At 73.1% G+C, this 19,797-nt stretch carries 18 protein-coding genes; 5 read left to right on the top strand and 13 right to left on the bottom strand.

What is annotated here, in order from left to right; translation table 11 throughout:
• Window positions 1–7: 7 nt before the first annotated feature.
• The 11 genes from G339_RS0113110 to G339_RS0113060 all read right to left on the bottom strand — a co-directional run bounded on the left by G339_RS0113110 (window position 8) and on the right by G339_RS0113060 (window position 12,038).
• The gene (locus G339_RS0113110; protein ID WP_019631541.1) at window positions 8–496 is read right to left on the bottom strand and encodes a glutathione peroxidase; all 489 of its coding nucleotides are present in this window, start codon (window positions 494–496) and stop codon (window positions 8–10) included.
• Window positions 497–527: 31 nt separating this feature from the next.
• Entirely contained in the window at window positions 528–728 is a 201-nt protein-coding gene (locus G339_RS0113105; protein WP_019631540.1) for a hypothetical protein, read from the bottom strand.
• Window positions 729–917: 189 nt separating this feature from the next.
• Window positions 918–1,073: a hypothetical protein gene (locus G339_RS39395; RefSeq protein ID WP_019631539.1), complete on the bottom strand. Its 156-nt coding sequence runs from the start codon at window positions 1,071–1,073 to the stop codon at window positions 918–920.
• Window positions 1,074–1,235: 162 nt separating this feature from the next.
• The gene (locus G339_RS0113095) at window positions 1,236–1,523 is read right to left on the bottom strand and encodes a hypothetical protein (RefSeq protein ID WP_019631538.1); all 288 of its coding nucleotides are present in this window, start codon (window positions 1,521–1,523) and stop codon (window positions 1,236–1,238) included.
• 41 nt (window positions 1,524–1,564) lie between these two features.
• Window positions 1,565–2,629, bottom strand: a complete 1,065-nt coding sequence (locus G339_RS0113090; RefSeq protein WP_019631537.1) for an LCP family protein — start codon at window positions 2,627–2,629, stop codon at window positions 1,565–1,567.
• A 149-nt stretch (window positions 2,630–2,778) separates the two neighbouring features.
• Complete coding sequence (locus G339_RS36635) at window positions 2,779–6,324, bottom strand: AAA family ATPase (protein WP_157407551.1); 3,546 nt, start codon at window positions 6,322–6,324, stop codon at window positions 2,779–2,781.
• Between the two features lie 213 nt (window positions 6,325–6,537).
• The gene (locus G339_RS0113080; RefSeq protein ID WP_019631536.1) at window positions 6,538–7,314 is read right to left on the bottom strand and encodes an SGNH/GDSL hydrolase family protein; all 777 of its coding nucleotides are present in this window, start codon (window positions 7,312–7,314) and stop codon (window positions 6,538–6,540) included.
• A gap of 84 nt (window positions 7,315–7,398) precedes the next feature.
• Window positions 7,399–7,992 carry a GTP-binding protein gene (locus tag G339_RS33525; RefSeq protein ID WP_033323032.1) on the bottom strand — a complete coding sequence of 198 codons (594 nt, stop codon included), beginning with the start codon at window positions 7,990–7,992 and terminating at the stop codon, window positions 7,399–7,401.
• A 40-nt stretch (window positions 7,993–8,032) separates the two neighbouring features.
• Window positions 8,033–8,452 (bottom strand): DUF742 domain-containing protein, encoded by a 420-nt coding sequence (locus tag G339_RS0113070; protein ID WP_019631534.1) that lies wholly within the window; start codon window positions 8,450–8,452, stop codon window positions 8,033–8,035.
• A 29-nt stretch (window positions 8,453–8,481) separates the two neighbouring features.
• Window positions 8,482–8,928, bottom strand: coding sequence for a roadblock/LC7 domain-containing protein (locus tag G339_RS33520; protein ID WP_019631533.1), 447 nt, complete (start codon window positions 8,926–8,928; stop codon window positions 8,482–8,484).
• On the bottom strand, window positions 8,925–12,038 hold the full coding sequence (locus G339_RS0113060; protein ID WP_205625533.1) for a sensor histidine kinase: 3,114 nt from the start codon (window positions 12,036–12,038) through the stop codon (window positions 8,925–8,927). The genes G339_RS33520 and G339_RS0113060 overlap by 4 nt, the downstream gene beginning before the upstream one ends.
• A gap of 567 nt (window positions 12,039–12,605) precedes the next feature.
• Between G339_RS0113060 and G339_RS0113055 the strand changes: the two genes are divergently transcribed.
• From G339_RS0113055 to G339_RS0113035, 5 genes are read left to right on the top strand one after another with little or no spacing between them, the layout of a single operon-like run.
• Window positions 12,606–13,586: an ABC transporter substrate-binding protein gene (locus G339_RS0113055; protein ID WP_019631531.1), complete on the top strand. Its 981-nt coding sequence runs from the start codon at window positions 12,606–12,608 to the stop codon at window positions 13,584–13,586.
• A complete protein-coding gene (locus G339_RS0113050; RefSeq protein ID WP_019631530.1) occupies window positions 13,583–14,359 on the top strand; it encodes an ABC transporter permease in 777 nt (258 codons plus the stop codon). Before G339_RS0113055 ends, G339_RS0113050 begins: the two co-directional genes overlap by 4 nt.
• Window positions 14,356–15,198, top strand: a complete 843-nt coding sequence (locus G339_RS0113045) for an ABC transporter permease (RefSeq protein ID WP_019631529.1) — start codon at window positions 14,356–14,358, stop codon at window positions 15,196–15,198. Before G339_RS0113050 ends, G339_RS0113045 begins: the two co-directional genes overlap by 4 nt.
• Before the next feature lie 28 nt (window positions 15,199–15,226).
• The gene (locus tag G339_RS0113040; protein WP_019631528.1) at window positions 15,227–16,489 is read left to right on the top strand and encodes a flavin-dependent oxidoreductase; all 1,263 of its coding nucleotides are present in this window, start codon (window positions 15,227–15,229) and stop codon (window positions 16,487–16,489) included.
• A gap of 5 nt (window positions 16,490–16,494) precedes the next feature.
• Window positions 16,495–17,322, top strand: coding sequence for an ABC transporter ATP-binding protein (locus G339_RS0113035; protein ID WP_033323029.1), 828 nt, complete (start codon window positions 16,495–16,497; stop codon window positions 17,320–17,322).
• Between the two features lie 43 nt (window positions 17,323–17,365).
• Here the strand turns inward: G339_RS0113035 and G339_RS0113030 are convergent, their stop codons facing one another.
• A complete protein-coding gene (locus G339_RS0113030) occupies window positions 17,366–17,824 on the bottom strand; it encodes a MarR family winged helix-turn-helix transcriptional regulator (RefSeq protein WP_019631526.1) in 459 nt (152 codons plus the stop codon).
• A 125-nt stretch (window positions 17,825–17,949) separates the two neighbouring features.
• Window positions 17,950–19,512 carry a hypothetical protein gene (locus G339_RS0113025; protein ID WP_019631525.1) on the bottom strand — a complete coding sequence of 521 codons (1,563 nt, stop codon included), beginning with the start codon at window positions 19,510–19,512 and terminating at the stop codon, window positions 17,950–17,952.
• Between the last annotated feature and the right edge of the window lie 285 nt (window positions 19,513–19,797).

Here is a 19,797-nt window from a genome sequence, read left to right as displayed (position 1 = left end):
CCGCCCGTCACTCCGGCAGCGCCGCCTCGACCGCCGCGACGACCTCGGCCGACTCCGGCTCGGTCTGCGGGGCGAAGCGCGCGGTGACCGCGCCGTCCGGGCCGACGACGAACTTCTCGAAGTTCCACCGGATGTCGCCGGTGTGGCCCTCGGCGTCGGCGGTGCCGACCAGCTCGCCGTACAGCGGGTGGCGGCCGGGGCCGTTGACGTCCACCTTCTCGGTCAGCGGGAACGTCACCCCGTAGGTCGCCGAGCAGAACTCGGCGATCTCGTCGGCGGTGCCCGGTTCCTGCCCCATGAACTGGTTGCAGGGCACGCCGAGGACGGTGAAGCCGCGCCCGGCGTAGCGCTCGTGGAGGCGTTCGAGCCCCTCGTACTGCGGGGTCAGGCCGCACTTGGAGGCGACGTTGACGACGAGCACGGCCTTGCCCCGGTACTGCGCGAGGTCCGCGGAACCGCCCCGCAGACCCCCGATCTCTACATCGAAGACAGACATACGGCCGATCCTAAAAGACCGGTTCGTCCGATCAGCCGCTGCCCAGCATCCCGAGCGACGTCACGAAGGTGCCCACCTGCTCGCCCGCGTTCGCCAACTGGGAGAACGCGTTGTTGACCACCCCGGCGGCGGCCCTCGGCGAACTGAGCAGGTAGAAGATGACGAAGGCGATGGCCACCCAGCGAGCGTATTTCTTCATCCGTACGCCGTCCTCGTAGTAGCGCAGCGACACACTGACCCGATCACATTGTGCCCATCTGCTCCGATCCGCAAAGCGCGATTTTACTGTGGCGTGAAGGTCAGCGCTCCGTGCCCGGCGGCGGTCCGGACTTGACGGATCGGGCACGGAGCGTCGATCACGCCGGGGACACGGCGAGGCCCCGCACTCTCCGTGAGCGCGGGGCCTGCGGGCGGCGCCAATTCAGGGAATGGCGCTCATGAACTGCGCCAGGGAGTCCGCGGCGTTGCCGAGTCCGCCCAACCCGCTGTTGACCAGGCTGGCGGCGCCGTCGGGCCGGCTGATGACGTACCACGCGACAAATGCGATGGCAGCCAATTTCAGGTACTTCTTGTTCACGTCCCCCACCCTCTGCGGTGACTTGCCTACAGAGAGTAATTCCCAGCGGACGGGTACGCGAGGTCCACGCAGAGTAAAGACACGGCGACACCTCGCGCGCCGGGTGGGCGCGCGCCGGATCGCCGCGGGGAAGCGGCAGCTCAGCGAGTCGGGCGGGACAAATCAGTCACCGTGCTCGGTGAGATAGCTCACATACACCGGCCGGAGCGCGTCGGCCAGGTCGCCGTCGCCCGCCCCGCGGAACTCCTCCAGAAGTGACACCACGTGCAACATGTCGTACTCCGCGCGGTCCACCTCGCCGGTCGCCGCCGCGGCGGCCGGAATCTCCCGCAGCAGCTCCCACAGGAACCCCAGGTCGTGCCGCTCCTTGGCGCGGGCGACGGCCCGGTCGTGCAGTTCGGCCGACGACAGCTTGTCCAGTTCCGCCGCGGTGGGCGCATCTTCCGGCATGGAACCGAACCTAACCGCCCGCGCCCCTGGTTTAACCCCCGCTACTTGCTCTTCAGGTCGGCGGGGATCGGCTCGTCCTGCGCGAGGGCGGTGAACAGGCGCCCGGCGCGGGCGCGGTCCCAGGTGATGTACTGCCCGGCGGCGACGCTCTGGCCGGTGCCGCCGATCGGGACCGTCGCGGTGGCCCCGTCGCCGCCGCTGACGCCGCGCATCGCCCACATCATGCGGACCAGGTCGTAGAGGTGGTCGCCGTCGTCCACCCGGAAGTTGCCGGTCGCGTGGACGGCCATCGGGATGCTGCGGAACGGGTTGAACAGGACGCTCGGCCCGGTCGCCTTCTTCATCAGCGCGCCGAAGAACTGCCGCTGCTTCTCCACGCGCTCCAGGTCGGCGCGGGCGTAGGCGCGGCTGCGGACGTAGCCGAGGGCGTCGGAGCCCTTGAGATTCTGGCAGCCCGGCTGGAGGTCGATCTTGGCCTTGGGGTCCTTCATCCGCTGCTTCACGCAGATGTTGACGCCGCCGACGGAGTCCACGACGCCGACGAACCCGCTGAACCCGATCTCGGCGTAGTGGTCGATGTGGACGTGCGTCGCCTGCTCGACCGTCCGGACCAGCAGCTTCGGCCCGCCGATGGAGAACGCCGCGTTCAGCTTGTTGGAGCCGTGGCCGGGGATCGGGAGGTAGGAGTCGCGCGGGAGGCTGACGAGCGTCGTCCCGCCGGACCCGTAGTGCAGCAGCATCATCGAGTCCGTGCGGCGGCCGGTCGCGCGGCCCGTCCCCAGCTCCTTGCGGGCCTTGGCGTCCAGGCCCTCGCGGCTGTCGGAGCCGACGATCAGCCAGTTGGTGCCGGGCGTGTCCGCGACGCGGCCCGCGTAGTCGGCCAGGACCGACTCCCGCTCCAGCCGCGAGTCGAGGTAGAAGTAGCCGCCGACGACGAGCAGCACGAGCACGACGAGCAGCACGCCGAGGACGCGCGGCCACCGCCGCCTGCGCCGCCGGACGGGCCCGTCGCCCGGGCCGCCGGGATGGCCGTGGCCGCGGAGCTGGTCGCCGTCGCCGTACCCGTACGGGTCGTCCGGCGGGACGGCCTGCCTGCTGTGCGCCACGGGGTTTCCTTCCGGTCGGCACCCGGCGGAACGCCGGGAACGTCCTTCAACAGTAGACATTCCCGGCGGATGGCCGCGTCCCTCCCGCGCATGATTGACCGCGTCGTGATCTCACCGGATCGGCTGACCCCGGGCCGCCCCGGCATCGGTCAGAGGTAGTTGCCCAGCTCCCGCGTCCGGGACGCGGGCGGCGCGGCGGGCAGGTCCTCGGCGACCAGGAGCCGCACGTCGTCGGCGTCCGGCGCGTCCGCCCCGGTGATCCGGCGGGCCTGCTGCGCGACGGCCGCGTCCAGCAGGTTCCGGATGAAGCGGGCGTTGCCGAACGACGTCCCGCGCGGCTCCTCGGCGATGCGCCGCCGGACGGCGGGCAGCACGTCGTCGGCCAGCGTGAACCCGGCCGCCGCCGCCATCGACTCGAAGATGGTGACCAGCTCCGCCGGGGAGTAGTCCGGGAACCGCAGCACCTTCGGGAACCGCGAGGCCAGGCCGGGGTTGGAGTCCAGGAACGTCTGCATCTCGGTGTCGTAGCCCGCGACGATCACCACGAGGTCCGAGCGGTGCTCCTCCATGAGCCGCAGCAGCTCCGCGACGGCCTCGTGCCCGAAGTCGCGCCGGTCGCCGCCCGCCGCGCCGAGCGTGTACGCCTCGTCGATGAACAGGACGCCGCCGAGCGCGCGGTCCACCGCGGCCCGGACGCGCGGCGCGGTCTGCCCGATGTACTCCGCGACGAGGTCGGCGCGCGTGACCTCCACCAGGTGCCCCGACGACAGCAGCCCGAGCCGGGCGTACACCGCCGCGATGAGCCGCGCGATGGTCGTCTTGGCGGTGCCGGGGTTCCCGACGAAGACCATGTGCCGGGTCGGGGTGCCGAGGGGTATCCCGGCGTCGCGGCGCATCTGCTCGGCGCGGGCCTCGGCGACGAGCGCGGCGACCTCCTGCTTGATCGCCTGGAGGCCGATGAGCCGGTCCACCTCGGAGAACGGGTCGCCGGGGACGTTCTCCAGGACGGGCGCGGGGCTGTCGGGGACGTCCACCAGCAGGATCTCGTCCAGCGACTCGGTCTCGTCCACGACCCCGTCGGCCAGGACGCGGCGGCCCTGCCGGGCTATCGCGCGGTCCAGCAGGCTGATCGCCAGCCGCGCGTTGGCCAGGCCGCGGTCGCGGGGCGCGGCCCGCACGACGCCGCGGACCTTCTCCAGGACCCCGTCCGCGAGGGCGAACCCGCCGTCTGCGGCGCGGGCGGCGAACAGCTCGGCCAGCTCGTCGTCGGTGAGGTCGGGGAACCGCAGCGTGCGGACGAACCGGGCGGACACCTCCGGATGGGACTTCAGCAGCCCGTTCAGCTCGGCCTCGGGCCCGGCGAGGACGACGACGAGGTCGTTGCGGTGCGCCTGGACGGCGGTGAGCAGCACGTCCAGCAGCTCCTGCCCGCGCCCCGCGTCGGACGCGAGCGTGTGCGCGTCGCGCAGCAGCAGCACCCCGCCGACCGCCCGCTCCACGGCCCGCCGCACCCGCAGCGCGCTCTCGCTGCTGTACTCCCCGATCAGGTCGGCCCGGTCGACCTCGACGAGGTGCCCGCTGGCCAGCACGCCGAGGTCGGCGTAGATCCGGCCGAGGATGCGGGCGATCTTGGTCTTGCCGGTGCCGGGGTTCCCCGCGAACACCAGGTGCCGGGAGCGCTCGGCGATGCCCATGCCCGCCTCGCGGCGCATCCGCGCGGCGCGGGTCTCGGCGACGAGCGCGTGGATCTCCCGCTTCACCGGCTCGATCCCGACGCACGCGGCCAGCTCCGCGAGCGGGTCGGACTCGATCGCCCCGGCCGGGACGAGCCGCTGCGGCAGGTCCGCCAGCTTCACCTCGGGCGGCACCGCCCCGGTGCGGGCGCGCGCGGCCAGCGCGCACTCCTCGGCCAGGTGCTGGACGAGCCGCGCCCCGCGCAGGTTCAGCAGCGGCGGCGTCCGGCTGAGCAGCACCCCGGCGGTGCGGGCGACGTCGGGCGCGACGGTCGCGCCGCGCGCGGTGACGGCGCGGCGGAACAGCTCGGCGAAGTTGTCCTCGGTGAAGTCGACGGTGCGGGTCGCGCGGAACGCGCGGACCAGCGCGGGGTTGATGTCGAACAGCCGGGAGTCGCCCTCGGGCCGGCAGAGCGCGACGACGTCCAGGCCGGGCGAGCGGGCGATGAGGCAGCGCAGCTCCTCGACGGCGGCGGGGCCGCAGTGCTCGTGCCCGGCGAGCCGCTCCAGGTCGTCCACGACGAGCAGCAGGCGGCTCTCGACGCACTCGCGGACCCGCGCCTGCAACCACAGCACGGCGTCGCTGACGCTGAGCGAGGCGAACACCTGGTCGGAGATCCACAGCGCCTCGCGGACGGCCCCGGCCTCGACCAGCGCGAGCTCCAGCAGCTCGGCGGCGGTGCCCTTGCCGGTGCCCTCGGGCCCGGCGACCAGCAGCCGGACCGGCCGGTCGGCGTCGAGCCGGTCGGCCAGCGCGGCGTGCAGCGCGGCGGCCAGCTCGGGCTGCCCGACCAGCACCCCGGCGGTCGGGTCGGGGGCGGCGATCGGGGCGGGCTCGGGCGGGGCCTCGCGGCGCGGCGCGGGCACCCGCAGCCGCTCGGCCAGCGGGTTGACGACGGGCCGGTGCCCGAACAGCCGCCGCACGTCCACCTGGAAGGCGCGGACGGGCAGCGGGCTGCGCGGCGCGGCGGCCGCGTCCGGCAGGCCCTGCAGCGCGCCGATGACGCGGGTGCCCATGTCGAGCCAGGCGCGGCAGGCGTCGGCCTCGCCCGCGACGAGCCCGCGCGCGAGCCAGCCGCGCAGCTCCCGCTGCCAGCGCTCCAGCACGAAGCCGCCGCGCAGAGCGCGCAGCCGGTCGGCGGCGGCGGCGTGCGCGGCGGTGCCCGCGGCGGGCGCGAGCTCGGCGGGGGCCTCGACGGCTCCGGCGGCGAGCAGGACGCGGGCGAGCACCGCGTCGAACGGCTCCCCGCCGACGGCGGCGACCAGCCGCTCGTGCGCGGCGGCCAGGCCCGCGACGGCCCAGCCGAGGTAGCCGACCGGCCCGGCCAGCTCGGGCAGCACCGCCAGGACGTCGTCGGGCAGCCCGGCCGCCCACTCGTCGGCGAGCCGGTCGTGCGGGACCGACAGGTCGCGGGCGCGCAGCGCGGGATCGGCGCGCCGCCGGTCGAAGACGGCCAGCAGCGCGCGGCGGCGCTCCTCGACGGGCGCGAGCCCGGCGAACAGCTCGACGCCGTCGCGGGCCAGCTCGAAGGTGACGGCGCGCAGCTCGGGGTCGTCGCCTGCGGGCTCGGGCAGCCACAGGCCGGGGGGCCGCCACCGGCCGCCCTGGGTGAACCAGGCGACGGCGTCGCGGACGGGCGGCTCGGGCGCGGCCAGCAGCCCGGACAGCAGCTCGTAGTCGACGTCGCCGCGCGAGCCGCCGCGCACGGCGGCCGCGCCGAGCAGGAACGTCAGCAGCGACCACGCCTCGGCCCCGGCCGCCGAGGTGCCGGGCGCGTACACCTCGCGCAGGGAGCGGGTCAGCCGGCGGGCGCGCGGGTCGCCGTTGTAGGCCAGGATGCGCTCGCGCAGCTCCTCGTACAGCCCGTCCGGCACGCGCCACGGCCCGTACGCGTACACGTCGAGGACGGGCTCGTCGGTGAGGAGCGGAGCGAGGTGGTCGGGCAACCGGGGAGCGCTCACCAGAGGAGATCCTTTGCGTGCTGGGGCCGCAGTACGTAGGTTTCTGGTGAGCAGGTTACGACCCTGCGCGACGGGACACATCCCCGCCGAATGCGCGCACGCGCAGGGTTGCGACGTTTTATCCGCAATCGTCGCGATGGAAGGTTCCCGCAGGCGAGGACGCGCTGACCCTCCGGTGAGGGCGCGGGAACACGCGCCCTCAGCCGGAGCGGGTCACAGCGGCAGCGCCGTCGGGCGCTTGGGGCCGCGCCCGTCGCCGGACGACCGGCCGGTCGCGCGGCGGCCGATCCACGGCAGCAGGTACGTCCGCGCCCAGTGCAGGTCCTCGCGGCGCTGGGCGATCCAGTCGGCGGCGTCGGCGGGCTCGGGCCACGGCTCGCGCCAGCTCCCCTCGACCTCAAGCCCGATCGCCTCGGCCACCCGCAGCGCCATCCTTCGGTGGCCCTCGGGCGACAGGTGCAGGCGGTCCTCGTACCAGGCGCGCGGGTCGTGGAACGCCGACGCCGACCACAGGTCCACGACGGTGCAGCCGCGCCGGTCCGCGATGGCCCGCAGGTGCATGTTGTACGTCGCGGCCTTGCCGCGGATGCGGGAGCCCGCGCGCAGCTTGCCGGTGTCGAACCCGGTGAAGATCACGACCCGCGCGCCGGTCGCGCGCAGCCGCCGGACGGCGCCGTCGAAGACGACGGCGAGCGCGTCCGGGTCCGCGCCGGGCCGGATCATGTCGTTGCCGCCCGCGCAGAACGTCACCAGGTCGGGCTCCAGCGCGACGGCCTGCGGGACCTGGTCGTCCACGATCTGCCGGACCAGCTTGCCGCGCACCGCGAGGTTGGCGTACCGCAGGCCGGGCCGCGCGGCGGCGAGGTGCTCGGCGAGCCGGTCGGCCCAGCCGCGGAACCGGTCCGGCTCGCCGCCGGGGTCCGGGTCGTTCAGGCCCTCGGTGAAGCTGTCGCCGATCGCGACGTAGGTCCAGTTCTGTGCGTCCCCCATGACGTGCCCCTCGGCCGGATTCCAGTCACTTCCGACACAATGATGCAGTCTGCACACATCCTTACGCGACCGTAACCCGGGAATCTAGCTCCAGCTCGGCGACACGCTGCCCGGCTGCGCCTGCGGACCCGTGCCGCCCGCCGAGTGGACGGTCAGCGCGTGCTGGACGAGCGTGATCAGCACCTGCTTGGTCGACTCGCGGCTGCGCGCGTCGCACTGCAGGATCGGCACGTGCGCGCGGATCGACAGCGCCTCGCGGATGTCGTCCACCGCGTACTGGAACTCGCCGTTGAACCCGTTGACGCCCACGACGAACGGCAGACCCAGCTCCTCGAAGTAGTCCACCGCCGCGAAGCAGTCCTCCAGGCGGCGGGTGTCCACCAGTACGACCGCGCCGATCGCGCCGCGCACCAGGTCGTCCCACATGAACCAGAAGCGGTGCTGGCCCGGCGTCCCGAACAGGTACAGGATCAGCTCGCGGTCCAGCGACACGCGGCCGAAGTCCATCGCGACCGTCGTGGTCGTCTTGTCGGGGACGGCCGACAGGTCGTCCACCCCGGCGCTCGCGGCCGTCATGACCGCCTCCGTCGTGAGCGGCATGATCTCCGACACCGACCCGACGAACGTCGTCTTCCCGACGCCGAAGCCGCCGCCGACGACGATCTTGACGGAGGTCAGCTCCGGCTCCGCGCCGGGCGGCGGTCCGGCCGGCGGCCGGTCAGAGCTTGCGAAGTCCACTGAGCACCCTTTCCAGCAGCCGGACGTCCGGCTGCGCACCGGCGGGACGCGACTGGTGCAGCCGCAGCAGCCCCTCGACGGCCATGTCCGCCACGAGGACCCGGGCGACCCCGAGCGGCAGCCGCAGCAGCGCCGACACCTCGGCCACCGACCGCGCCGACCGGCACAGATCCATGATCGCCCGGTACTCGGGCGTGAGCACCGCGACGTCGCGCGGCGGGTAGGGCGCGGCCGTGACCAGCGCCTCGACCGCCAGGTCGTAGCGCGGCCGGGTCCGTCCCCCGGTCACCGCGTAGGGGCGTACCAGGGAGCTCCCGTCGTCGTCCGCGCCCGGTCGCGGGTCGCGGTGCGCGCCCGGCCGCCCGGCCGGGCCGGGCCGGTAGGGGCCGCCATGATCCATTGCACTGACCTCCGTCGGTCGGTCCAGTCTCAGTACCGGGCCGGGCCGGCGCCCATCTCGGGCACCTGGCCGCCGCCGTAGGCGGACGGGTCGGTGCCCCGCAGCGCCGGGGTGAGCGCGCGGCCCACCCGTTCCACCAGCAGCGTCATCTCGTAGGCGACGAGGCCGAGGTCGCAGTCGGGGGCCGCCAGGACGGCGAACACCGCGCCGTTGGCGATCGACATGACGAGCAGCAGGCCGCGGTCCATCTCGACGACGGTCTGGTTCACCCCGCCCGCCTCGAAGATCTTCGCGGCGCCCTGCGTGAGGCTCATCAGCCCCGACGCGATGGCCGAGAGCTGGTCGGCCCGCTCCGGCGGGAAGCCCGCCGAGTAGGCCATCGGGAGCCCGTCGGAGGACACCACCACGGCGTGCGCGACCTTCGGAACACGGTCCGCGAAATTCGTCACCAGCCAGTTGAGATCCTGCCCGCTCACCGGGAGCCTCCTGTCTCTCCGTCGCGTCGCGACGGTCCCTCGTTGTCGCCGTCCGCCGGGCCGCCGCCGATCTCCTGCCGGCCGCGGCGCACACCGCGCTGCAGCCCGGAGAACCGGTCGCGGACGGCGTCCGCGGAGATGCCATGCTCCCGCTGCGGTCCCGGCGCGGGCGCGCCGGGGGTCGGCTGCCCCTGCTGACCCTGCCGGCCCGCGCCGCGCACCGCCCCGGGCACCCGGTTCTGGCCGGGCACCCGCTTGGGCAGGCCCACGCGGGTCCGCTCCCCCTGGACGGGCTTGCGCGCGGACTCGGCGGCCTGGAACCCGGCGTCGGCCGGGGACTCCCAGCCGCGCACCGGGTCGCGCTGGCCGTCGTCGCCGCCGCGCTCGAACCACTCCGAGCGCATCGCGTCGAAGATGGGCGACTTGTGGCGGGACAGGACGGGGGGCGCGGCGGGGGGCTGTGCGGGGGGCGCCGCCGGGGGGCGGGCCGGTTCGGGGCGCGGCCGCGCGAGCGGCGGCTCGTCCTCCGGCATCGTCTGCAGCGGCCCGCTCTCCCAGGTGAAGGGGCGGCGCGGCGGCTCGTCCCCGGGCTGGTCGCCGGGCGGCAGCGGCCGCGCGTTCGGCGGGGCCGCCGGGACGGGCTCGCCCGCGGACCGCACCGGGGGCCGGAACAGGTCGTCGCCCGCGAGGGCCTGGTTCGGGCGGCCGGGGAGCTGCGCGCCCGGGGTGCGGACGGGCAGGTCCGGCAGCGGCCGGTCGTCGGCGGGCACCGCGGGCTGCGGGCCCGTGTCGGCGCGCGGGACGGGGAAGCCGCCCGTGGTAGAGCCCGTGGTAGAACCCGTGTTCGATTCCTCATCGCCGACGGCCGGAAGCGACCCGGTGTCCTGCACCGCCGGGATCGACCCGGTGTCGCCCAGCGAGGGGAACGCCCCCGTGTCGCTGCGCACCGCCGGGAACGGACCGGTGTCACCGCGCACGGCCGGGAACGAACCGGTGTCGCCGCGCACGGCCGGGAAGGAACCGGTGTCGCCGCGTCCGGCCGGGAACGGCCCGGGCTCCTCGCGCGGCGCGGGCACCGCCGGGAAGGACCCGGTGTCGCCCCGCAGCGCCTGCTGCGGGCCGGTGCCCCGGCCCCACCCGTTGACCTGCCCCACCGGGCCGCCCACCGGGCCGCCGACCGGGAACCCGCCCGTCGCGGACTGCGCCGGGTCCTGGCCGAACCCGCGCTCCAGCAGCGCCGGGGAGTCGGGGGCCGCGACCGCCGGGACGGGCTCGGCCGCGCCGAGGCCGGGCGCGAATCCGCGCGACCCGACGCCGCCGCCCGCCGTCCCGCCGATGACCGACTCGGGCAGCACGACGAACGCGGTGAGCCCGCCGCCCTGCGCGGCGCGCAGCTCGACCCGGATGCCGTGCCGGACCGCCAGGCGGCCGACGACGAACAGGCCCATGCGGCGCGCCGCCGAGAAGTCGATGACCGGCGGGCTGGCGAGCCGCTGGTTGGCCTCGTCCAGCTCGTCCGGGGGCATGCCCACGCCGTTGTCGGTGATCTGGAGCAGGGCGCCGCCGCCGCTGAGCTGCTGCCCGGAGATCGTCACCTTGGTGCGCTTGTCGGAGAACGTCGTGGCGTTCTCGACCAGCTCGGCCAGCAGGTGGACGAGGTCGTTGACCGCCGCGCCCGCGACCGTCATGTCCGCGCGGACCGTCAGGGCGACGCGTTCGTACTGCTCGACCTCCGACAGGGACGCGCGCACGACGTCGATGAGCGGGACCGGCCGGTTGCGCCGCCGGACCTGGTCCTGGCCGCCGAGGACCAGCAGGTTCTCGCAGTTGCGGCGCATGCGGGTGGCGAGGTGGTCCAGCCGGAACAGGTTGGCGAGCTGCTCCTCGTCGCGCTCGCTGTGCTCCAGTTCCTCGATGAGCTGGAGCTGGCGCTCGATGAGCGTCTGGCTGCGGCGTGAAAGGTTGACGAACATCGCGTTGATGTTGCCGCGCAGGACGGCCTCGTCGGCGGCGAGCCGGACGGCCTCCCGGTGAACCTCGTCGAAGGCCCGCGCGACCTGCCCGATCTCGTCCGCGGAGTGGACGTCGATCGGCTCGACCTCGATGCCGCCGCTGGCCGCGCCGGGGTCGCGGAGCCGGTCGACCAGGCTGGGCAGCCGGTTGTCGGCCACCTCCAGCGCGCCGACCTGCAGCCGCCGCAGCGGGCGGACCAGCGAGCGCGCCACCACCACGGTGAACAGCGCGGCGAGCAGCAGCCCGACGACCAGCACCGCCGCGTCGATGACGGCCTTGCGCCAGGCGTCCTGCTTGAGGTCGTGGGCGCTCGTCACGATGCCGACGGCCAGCTCGCGCTCGGCGGTGCGCATCTGGTCGATGCGGGTGCCGCTCGCCTTCGTCCACTGGGCCGCGTCGTGCGGGCGCAGCGGCCGCACCGACAGCGCCGGGGACGAGTCGGAGCGGATCAGCGCCTGCTGGTAGATCAGCTCGACCTGGCCGATGTCGGAGCCGGTGACGACGTCCTCGTAGCGCTGGCGCTCGTCGGTGGACGCCGCCGTGCGGAACACCGCGATCTGGCTGTCCTGCTGGGAGCGCAGGGTCTGCAGCCGCTCGCGGTCCGCCGGGGTGGCGAACCGGCCGGCGAGGATGGCGACCTCCAGCCGGGCGCGCTCCTGGGACGCGTAGTCCTTGGCGCGGGCCAGCGCCGCGAACGCACGCGTGTTCTCGGTGAGCGCCGCGTCCGGGCTGCCCTGCGCGATCAGGTCGTCCAGGTCCACCAGGGAGCCGATGAACTGGCTGTAGACGTCGAGGGTCACCGCCTCGGACTCGCTGGTCGGGCCGGACAGCTTGCGGATCGTCCCGAGCGTGTCGAGCCGGTACCGGACGTCGCGCAGCTTGGCCTGCACCTGGTCGGAGTAGTCGGCTGCGTCGACCGCGCCGAGCGCGGAGCGGGCCGCGGCGGCGGCGCGGTCGGTGTCGCGCTGCTGGTCGTGCAGGGCGTCGAGCTTGGCGGCGCGCTGGTGGCGGGAGAGCCCGAGGTACTCGACGGTCAGGTCGCGCTCGTCCTCCAGTTCCTGGACGAACGCCGCCGTCTTGTCACCGAGCGTAGCCATCCGTTCGATGCGCGTGTATACGGAAGCCTCGCTGACCGAGTCCCGCAGACGCAGTCCGGCGAGGATGCCGGCGACCGCTCCGGGGATCAGGATCAGGATGACCAGACGGGTGGCGACGCGCCGGTCGGCGAGCCGGAGCCCGCGCCTGCGCGGGAGCTGTTCCCGCTGGTCGTGACCGTTCTTGCGGAGGGATTCCGCATCGGGGCCGGGAGTCCGGTCCCGTTCCGTGGCCGGTTGCACTTCCCTCCATCACCTCTCATGGCATGCGGGCTGGCGGGGGGATCGCGAGGTGCCCGGCCCGTCGGCGCCCGTGACCCCTGAAACCTCTGGGGCGTGGGTCATTGGAGCACAGAGTAATCCCAACGACCAACCCGAAGTCTGAGCATTCCATACTTTGCCATCTTTGATCATGTTTGCGGTGATTTATTCCCGTTTGTCCGGTTTGCATCTCACCTGGATAAACAAGAGCAATGAGACGGTTTACGCTCCGAAGGCTGCGCTAGAGTCCCCGACGATCAAGCCGTCCTCAACGGCCTTCCCCCTCCAGAACCAGTTGAAGGAGCGTTCATGCGGCTCGCTCGCAAACGCGGCACGGCACTCGGCGGCGTCCTGCTCACGGCGCTGCTCGGCCTCTCCCTCACCGCCTGCGGCGGCGACGACAAGAAGTCCGCCAACGGGCTCGAGAAGAGCGAGATCACCGTCGGCTCCATGCCGATCACCGAGGGAGCCGCGGTCCAGATCGCGATCGACAAGGGCTTCTTCAAGGCCGAAGGGCTCACCGTCCACCAGAAGGTCGTCGCCGGAGCCGCGCAGGCGCTCCCCCTGCTCAAGGGCGGCAGCCTCGACATCACCCAGGGCGGCCACGTCGGCGTCATCGAGGCCCAGGCCAGCGGGACCTACGACCTCAGGATCATCGCCGAGGCGTCCCAGATGACCAAGAACCTCACCGGCATCCTGGTCGCCAAGGACTCCCCCATCAAGACCCCCGCCGACCTGGCCGGCAAGAAGATCGGCACCAACGCGCGCGGCGACCAGACGAGCCTGCTCACCCGCGCCACCGTCCAGCCGTACGGCGTGAAGATCGACGAACAGAAGGACGTCGTCGTCCAGCCGTTCCCCGCCGACCAGCAGCTCCTCAAGAGCGGCAAGGTCGACGCGATCGTCGTCCCCGAGCCGTTCGTCTCCCAGGCCCAGCAGCAGATCGGCGCGCGCCTGCTCAGCGACTTCTCCGAGGGCCCCACCAAGGACTTCCCGATCACCGGGTACGTCACCACCTCGAAGTTCGCCAAGGAGAACCCCAAGACCGTCGCCGCGTTCCAGCGGGCGTTCTTCAAGGCGCAGGCCATCGCCAGTGACCGGGCCGTCCTCCAGGAGGCGCTGCCCAAGTTCACCAAGCTGGACCCGAAGGTCATCTCGACCATCGCGCTGCCCGCGTACCCGACGTCGATCAGCGCCACCCGCATCCAGCGCGTCGCCGACGTCATGCTGCAGTTCGGCTACCTGAAGCAGAAGTTCGACGTCAAGCCGATCGTCGTCGAGAACGGATGAGGTTCACCCGACCGGCGCTCGGCGCGGTCGGGGCGGTCGGGGCGTTCGGTCTCGCCGAGCTGGTCACCAGGACCGGCCTGGTCGACAACGAGTACGTCCCGCCCGCCTCGACCGTGCTGTGGCGCGCCGTGCGCATGTGCGGGGACACCGAGTTCCTGACCCAGGTGGGCGGCACGGTCCGCGTCTGGCTGACGGGGCTCGCGCTCGCGACCGCCGCCGCCGTCGCGCTCGGGCTCGTCCTCAGCGCCGCGCCCTGGCTGAACCGGGCCGCGCGGCTGGTCGTGGAGCTGCTGCGGCCCATCCCCTCGATCGCCCTGATCCCGCTCGCGGTGCTGACGTTCAGCACCGCCGCCAAGAGCGAGACGTCGCTGGTGTTCTACGCCGCGACCTGGCCGATCCTCATCAACACCCTCTACGCGCTGCGCGACGTCGACCCGGTCGCCAAGGACACGCTGCGCGCCTTCGGGTTCGGGACCGTCCCGATCCTGCTGCGCGTCAGCCTGCCGAGCGCCGCGCCGTTCGTCCTGACGGGCGTGCGGATCGCCGCGTCCGTCGGCCTCGTCGTCGTGGTCAGCACCGAGCTGGTCGCCGGGACGGGCGAGGGCATCGGCGGCTTCCTCATGCAGAGCCAGTCGGGCGGCGGCCAGCCCGACTACATGCTCGCGGGCGCGGTGTGGGCCGGGGTGCTCGGCCTGCTCGCGACGGGCGTGTTCGCCGCCGTGGAGCGCCGCGCGTTCCGCTGGCACGGCGCGGGGACGGAGGCCGAGGCATGACCGACGTCCTGGTGGACGCCCCCGCCGAGCGCGGGATCGGGCACGCGGTGCGGCGCGGCCTGTCCGGCGTCGCGCAGCTCTGGCTCCTCGCCGTGATCGTCGCGGTGTGGGAGGTCTGGACGCGCACCGCGGGCAGCCCCTCGTTCCCCCCGCCCTCCCAGATCCTCAAAGAACTGTGGGACCTGTACTTCTCCGGTCCCGCCGACCACTTCTTCCTCACCGAGCAGGCCCGGACGGACTTCGCGCCGAGCCTGAAGAACCTGTTCACCGGCTGGGCGCTCGCGGGCGTCGCGGGCGTCGTCCTCGGGCTGGCCATCGGGCGGTTCCGGGTCGCGGGGCTGATCGTCCTGCCGCCGCTGCACTTCCTGCGGTCGATCCCGCCGCCGACGCTGATCCCGTTCCTGCTCGCCGTCCTGGACATCGGGACGCCGCTGCAGGTCACGACGATCGTGTTCGGCGTCGTCTGGCCCGTCCTGCTCAACACCATCGACGGCGTGCGCTCGGTGGACCGCCTCCAGCTCGAAACCGCCCGCGTCTTCGGGATCACCGGGGCGCGGCGGCTGTTCCGGGTGGTCCTGCCGTCCGCCGCGCCGAAGATCTTCGCCGGGCTGCGGGTCAGCCTCGGCTTCGCGCTGATCCTCATGGTCATCTCCGAGCTGGTCGGGTTCGGCCAGGGCATCGGCGCGCACATCATCGACGCCCAGCACTCGTTCGAGATGACGCAGATGTGGGCGGGGATCGTCCTGCTCGGCATCCTCGGCTGCCTGTTCAACCTGGTGTTCCACCTGGTGGAGCGGTGGGCGCTCGCCTGGCACGGCGCGGCCCGCCGCAACCGGTGAGGCCCCAACGACGGAAAGGAGCACCCGAATGCGGGTGTTGATCGCGGGAGCGGGCATCGGGGGGCTGACCGCCGCCCTCTCGCTCCACGAGGCGGGGATCGACGTCGAGATCGTCGACGCGGCCCGGGAACTCCGGCCGCTCGGCGTCGGCATCAACCTGCTGCCGCACGCCGTGCGGGAGCTCACCGAACTCGGCCTGGCCGACGCGCTCGCCGCGTCCGGCGTCACCGCCGAGGAGATGGTCCACTTCGACCTGCACGGCAACCGGGTGTGGGGCGAGGGGCGCGGGACGCGGCTCGGGTACCGGTGGCCGCAGTACTTCGTCCACCGGGGCGAGCTGCAGATGATGCTGCTCGCGGCCGTCCGGGAACGGCTCGGCGCGGACACCGTGCGGACCGGGACCGTCCTGACGGGCTTCGAGGACACCGGTTCGGAAGTCCGCGTGGAACTGCGCGACCAGGCCACCGGTACGACGTCCACCGCGACCGCGGACCTGCTGGTCGGGGCGGACGGGCTGCACTCGGCCGTCCGCAGGCAGCTCTTCCCCGACGAGGGCGCGCCGCTGTGGAACGGCGTCCGGCTCTGGCGCGGCATCACCGAGGCCGACAAGTTCCTCACCGGCCACACGATGGCGGTCCTCGGCACCAAGCACGTCGCGAAGTTCATCTGCTACCCCGTCTCGCGCGAGGCCGACGACCGGGGCCGCGCCCTGGTCAACTGGCTCGGCGAGATCCAGCTCCCCGACGACGAGCTGACCGAGACGGCCGACTGGAACCGGGGCGGCCGGCTGGAGGACGTCCTGCCGTACTTCGAGTCCTGGGACGTCGACTGGATCGACGTGCCCGGCCTGATCCGGGGCGCGCCGGAGATCCTGGAGTACCCGATGGTGGACCGCGACCCGCTGCCGGTCTGGACGCACGGCCGCGTCACGCTGCTCGGGGACGCCGCGCACCCGATGTACCCGCTCGGCTCCAACGGCGGGTCGCAGGCGGTGCTCGACGCGCGCGTCCTGGCGTACGAGCTGCACCGCGCGGAGAGCCCGGAGCAGGGGCTCGCCGCATACGACAAGGAGCGGCGCGAGCCGGTGAACGCGATCGTCCTCGCCAACCGGCACAATCCGGGCGACGCGATCCTCAACCTCGTCGCGGAGCGCGCGCCGGACGGCTTCGACCGGATCGAGGACGTCCTGACCGCCGACGAACTGGCCCCGCTCGCGCGCGGCTACGAGAAGATCACGCACACCAACGACCTCAACGTCGACTCGCCCTGGTCGATCCGCCGGACGGGGTGACCGCGATGCTGGAGATCACCGACCTCACGCACTCCTACGGCGACCACACCGTCCTCGAGAAGACGAGCCTGACCGTGCCGGACGGGGAGCTGGTCAGCATCGTCGGCCCGTCCGGCTGCGGGAAGTCCACGCTGCTGCGCTGCGTCGCCGGGCTGATCTCGCCGGTCGGCGGCCGGGTCGTCCTCGACGGGACGCCGATCGACGGGGTTCCGGACGGCCTCGCCGTCGTGTTCCAGGACTACAGCCGCTCCCTGCTCCCCTGGCTGACGGTCCGCGACAACGTCGCGCTGCCGCTGCGGCGCCGGGGCGGCTCCAAGGCCGAACGCCGCGCCGCCGCCGAGGAGGCGCTGTCGTCGGTGGGCCTGCACGGCGCGGGCCGCAGGTACCCGTGGCAGCTCTCCGGCGGGATGCAGCAGCGCGTCGCCATCGCCCGCGCGCTGGCGTACCGGCCGTCGCTGCTGCTGATGGACGAGCCGTTCGGCTCGGTGGACGCCCAGACGCGCGAGGACCTGGAGGACCTGGTCCTCAAGGTCCACCGGGACGAGGGCATGACGATCCTGCTGGTCACGCACGACATCGACGAGAGCGTCTACGTCGGCGACCGGGTGGTCGTCCTCGGCCGCGACCCGGGCGGCATCCGGGCCGAGCTGGAGGTGAAGCTGCCGTCGCCGCGCGACCAGATCTCGACGCGCGCCGACCCGGACTTCGTGCGCCTGCGCACGGAGGTGAGCCGGCTGGTGCGGGGGGCCGGGGCGCTGGAGGTTCCGTCCGAGGCGGCGGCCGAGCCGCAGAAGGAATCCGAGCCGCGGGAGGAAGACACCGAGGAGACCTGACCGCGCCGGGGCGGGTGACGCACCACGCCACCCGCCCCGGCCCTCACTCGGCCAACTCCCCGTTCCCCCCGAGGTTCGCGACCATCCGCCGCAACACGTCGATGGTCGTCGCGAACTCCTCCTCCCCGATCCCCGCGTGCGTCTGCTTGTGAACCCGCAGATTCCGCACCCGAGCCCGCACTCGCCCGGCCTCCCCCTCAGCGGTAAGCGTGAGCCGCCCTTCGTTCTCAACGACCCACCCGCGCTTCACCAGGTCATCGAAGACCCGCTGAAAATCGGTCCCCTGATCGTCATAAGGCCGCAACCGCGCGATCAACGCGGCCCGAGTCCACTCCCCCGGCTTCCCAGCGACGTGGTTGAGCGTCCACCAGTGCGGCTGCGTCAACCTCTCGACTGCCAACTGCTCCCGCAACGCCCCCACGACCCGCCGATAAGCCTCCCCACTCCAAGCCCCGATGGGCTGAGCGGCCAACTCCTCCCGCGAGTACTCCCTGACGGCCATCGCACCTTCCTTCCCTAGCCTGCGACGACCGTAAAACCTCAACCAACCTTAAGGTCAACCCAGCAGAACACCCCGCCGCCCCGGCCCACGAGGCCGACGACGACGGGGTGCTCTTTCGGCGCTGGTCAGCCCCAGTCCGCGACCGACTCGCGGTAGATCATGTTCAGCACCATCTCGTCGGGCCGGCTCACCGGCCGCATCTGCGCGTCGTCGATCCAGCCGTCCAGGTACGCGGTCCGCCCGGCAGCCGGGTTGCTTGCCCCGAAGACCAGCGGCCCCGCGCTGGCGGCCGCCGTCCACGACGTGGACGCGACGTTCACGGCCGGCGTGAGCACCTGGACGCCGTCGCAGTTCCACGGCTGCCCCGGCTCGCAGACCTCGACCGTGCCCTGGGCCTGCGTCCGCAGCCAGATCTCGCCCTTGACCGGGTCGTACCCGCCCATCAGCGACACCCAGTGGTCGGTCCACGCGCCGCCCGCGGGCTGGGCGACGTCCCGCAGCACGGACGCGATCGTCGTGCCGTCCGCCGCGCGGTGCCGGAACGTCCAGCGGCCGCCGATCCAGCCGAGGTCGAAGACGCTTCCGTCCCCGGCGCGCTGGCTGAGGACGACCTGGTCGCCCTCGGTGGACGCGAGCTTCGTCCAGGTGGAGAACATGAACGGCTTGGCGGTGTCCACCACCGGCCCGTTCGCGCCCGCCTGGCCGGACTGACCGTCGCCGTTGAGGCGCACCGAGCGGTCGGTGAGCAGCGCCTGGTTACCCGGCTCACCGAGCACCGCACCGTTCGGGAAGGTCGCATCGGCATCCGGCCGGGGCGTGCCGCCTTCCGTCACGGCGTGCGCAACGGTGCCCGACTCGTCGTCCATCGCCCAGCCGACCCGCGTGGCGGGCGCCGACTCGACACCGAACTGGTACCGGACCGAATCGCTCGCGTTGCCCGCCCGGTCGTGGGCGGTGACGTCCACCCACGGGCGACCGGGCCCCGCGGGCGTCCAAACGACCGACGCCGACGCGCCCGGCTGGACGGTCTCGGTCCCCTCGGTTCCATCGGAGAACCGGTAGAAGAACTTCACGACGTCGCCCGAACCGTTCGGAGCGAACGTGAAGGTGCCCGGAATGTAGCCGTGCGTCGCCGGGTCGTATCCGGAAGAACCGTTCGCCGGGTATTCGGCCGAGGTGATCAGCGGCGAATGGGGGCGGACTTCGTCCACCGTGAACTCGCACCACGGCGACCACGGCCCCTTGCGGCCCGCGTCGTCCTTACCGCGAACGCGCCACATCCAGTTCGTGCCGCCGTCGCCGGACGTCGCGAGATCGCCGTTCGCAATGCCGTAGGAGGCGTGGAGATAACCATCGGGCGCGGGCTGCTGATAGCCCTTCGACGGGACTCGTCCCTTCTCGGGAGCGCTCGCGTCGCCCAGCGGGGCGACCTGGAACTTGGCGCGGAGCGCCGCGCCGGGCGCGCCCGCGATCTTCGCGTTGAGCGTGCGGTCGTTCGACCCGCCGACCCACGGACGGCCGTCGCCCCGGACGCACTCGTACCCGGCCGTCCCGCCGTTCTTCAGGTGGACGTCCGCGGGCGCGGCGGGCTTCTGTGACGCGCGGCGGCCCGCCGTGTCGGCCGCGGCCTCGGTCGGCGCCGCCACGAGCGCCGCCGCCGCGAGCGCCGCGCAGACGGCGACCGGCACGCGGGAGTTCCCCGTCGACATGAGTGCGCGCGCACGCGCGAAAGGACGAACAGCCATACACACCCCAGAGCAGGAAGGACGATCAAAAAGACGCGTCAACCTAACCCCTGGGATGATCAGTTGGGAAGGCTGCCAACTACAGAGATAATAGTGATCCACGCCACATTGGCGAGCCGTACACCGGCCAACTAGCACAGGCGTCTTACTTGCTCCCGTTTTTCGCGGGAGCCCGCCCGCATTCCGCCGGTACATCGGCGTCCCGGCAGGCCCGGAAGCCCTTTGACG

Origin of the sequence: Actinomadura atramentaria DSM 43919, from assembly GCF_000381885.1 — a bacterium.
GTDB lineage: Bacteria > Actinomycetota > Actinomycetes > Streptosporangiales > Streptosporangiaceae > Spirillospora > Spirillospora atramentaria.
This window is presented reverse-complemented; position numbering and strand designations above follow the sequence as displayed.

Excerpts from the sequence above, each read along its gene's own strand:
- G339_RS0113110 (WP_019631541.1), bottom strand. The coding sequence starts at position 496 with ATGTCTGTCTTCGATGTAGAGATCGGGGGTCTGCGGGGCGGTTCCGCG.
- G339_RS0113095 (WP_019631538.1), bottom strand. The coding sequence starts at position 1,523 with ATGCCGGAAGATGCGCCCACCGCGGCGGAACTGGACAAGCTGTCGTCG.
- G339_RS0113080 (WP_019631536.1), bottom strand. The coding sequence starts at position 7,314 with ATGGGGGACGCACAGAACTGGACCTACGTCGCGATCGGCGACAGCTTC.
- G339_RS0113070 (WP_019631534.1), bottom strand. The coding sequence starts at position 8,452 with ATGGATCATGGCGGCCCCTACCGGCCCGGCCCGGCCGGGCGGCCGGGC.
- G339_RS0113060 (WP_205625533.1), bottom strand. The coding sequence starts at position 12,038 with ATGGCTACGCTCGGTGACAAGACGGCGGCGTTCGTCCAGGAACTGGAG.
- G339_RS0113055 (WP_019631531.1), top strand. The coding sequence starts at position 12,606 with ATGCGGCTCGCTCGCAAACGCGGCACGGCACTCGGCGGCGTCCTGCTC.
- G339_RS0113050 (WP_019631530.1), top strand. The coding sequence starts at position 13,583 with ATGAGGTTCACCCGACCGGCGCTCGGCGCGGTCGGGGCGGTCGGGGCG.
- G339_RS0113045 (WP_019631529.1), top strand. The coding sequence starts at position 14,356 with ATGACCGACGTCCTGGTGGACGCCCCCGCCGAGCGCGGGATCGGGCAC.
- G339_RS0113040 (WP_019631528.1), top strand. The coding sequence starts at position 15,227 with ATGCGGGTGTTGATCGCGGGAGCGGGCATCGGGGGGCTGACCGCCGCC.
- G339_RS0113035 (WP_033323029.1), top strand. The coding sequence starts at position 16,495 with ATGCTGGAGATCACCGACCTCACGCACTCCTACGGCGACCACACCGTC.
- G339_RS0113030 (WP_019631526.1), bottom strand. The coding sequence starts at position 17,824 with ATGGCCGTCAGGGAGTACTCGCGGGAGGAGTTGGCCGCTCAGCCCATC.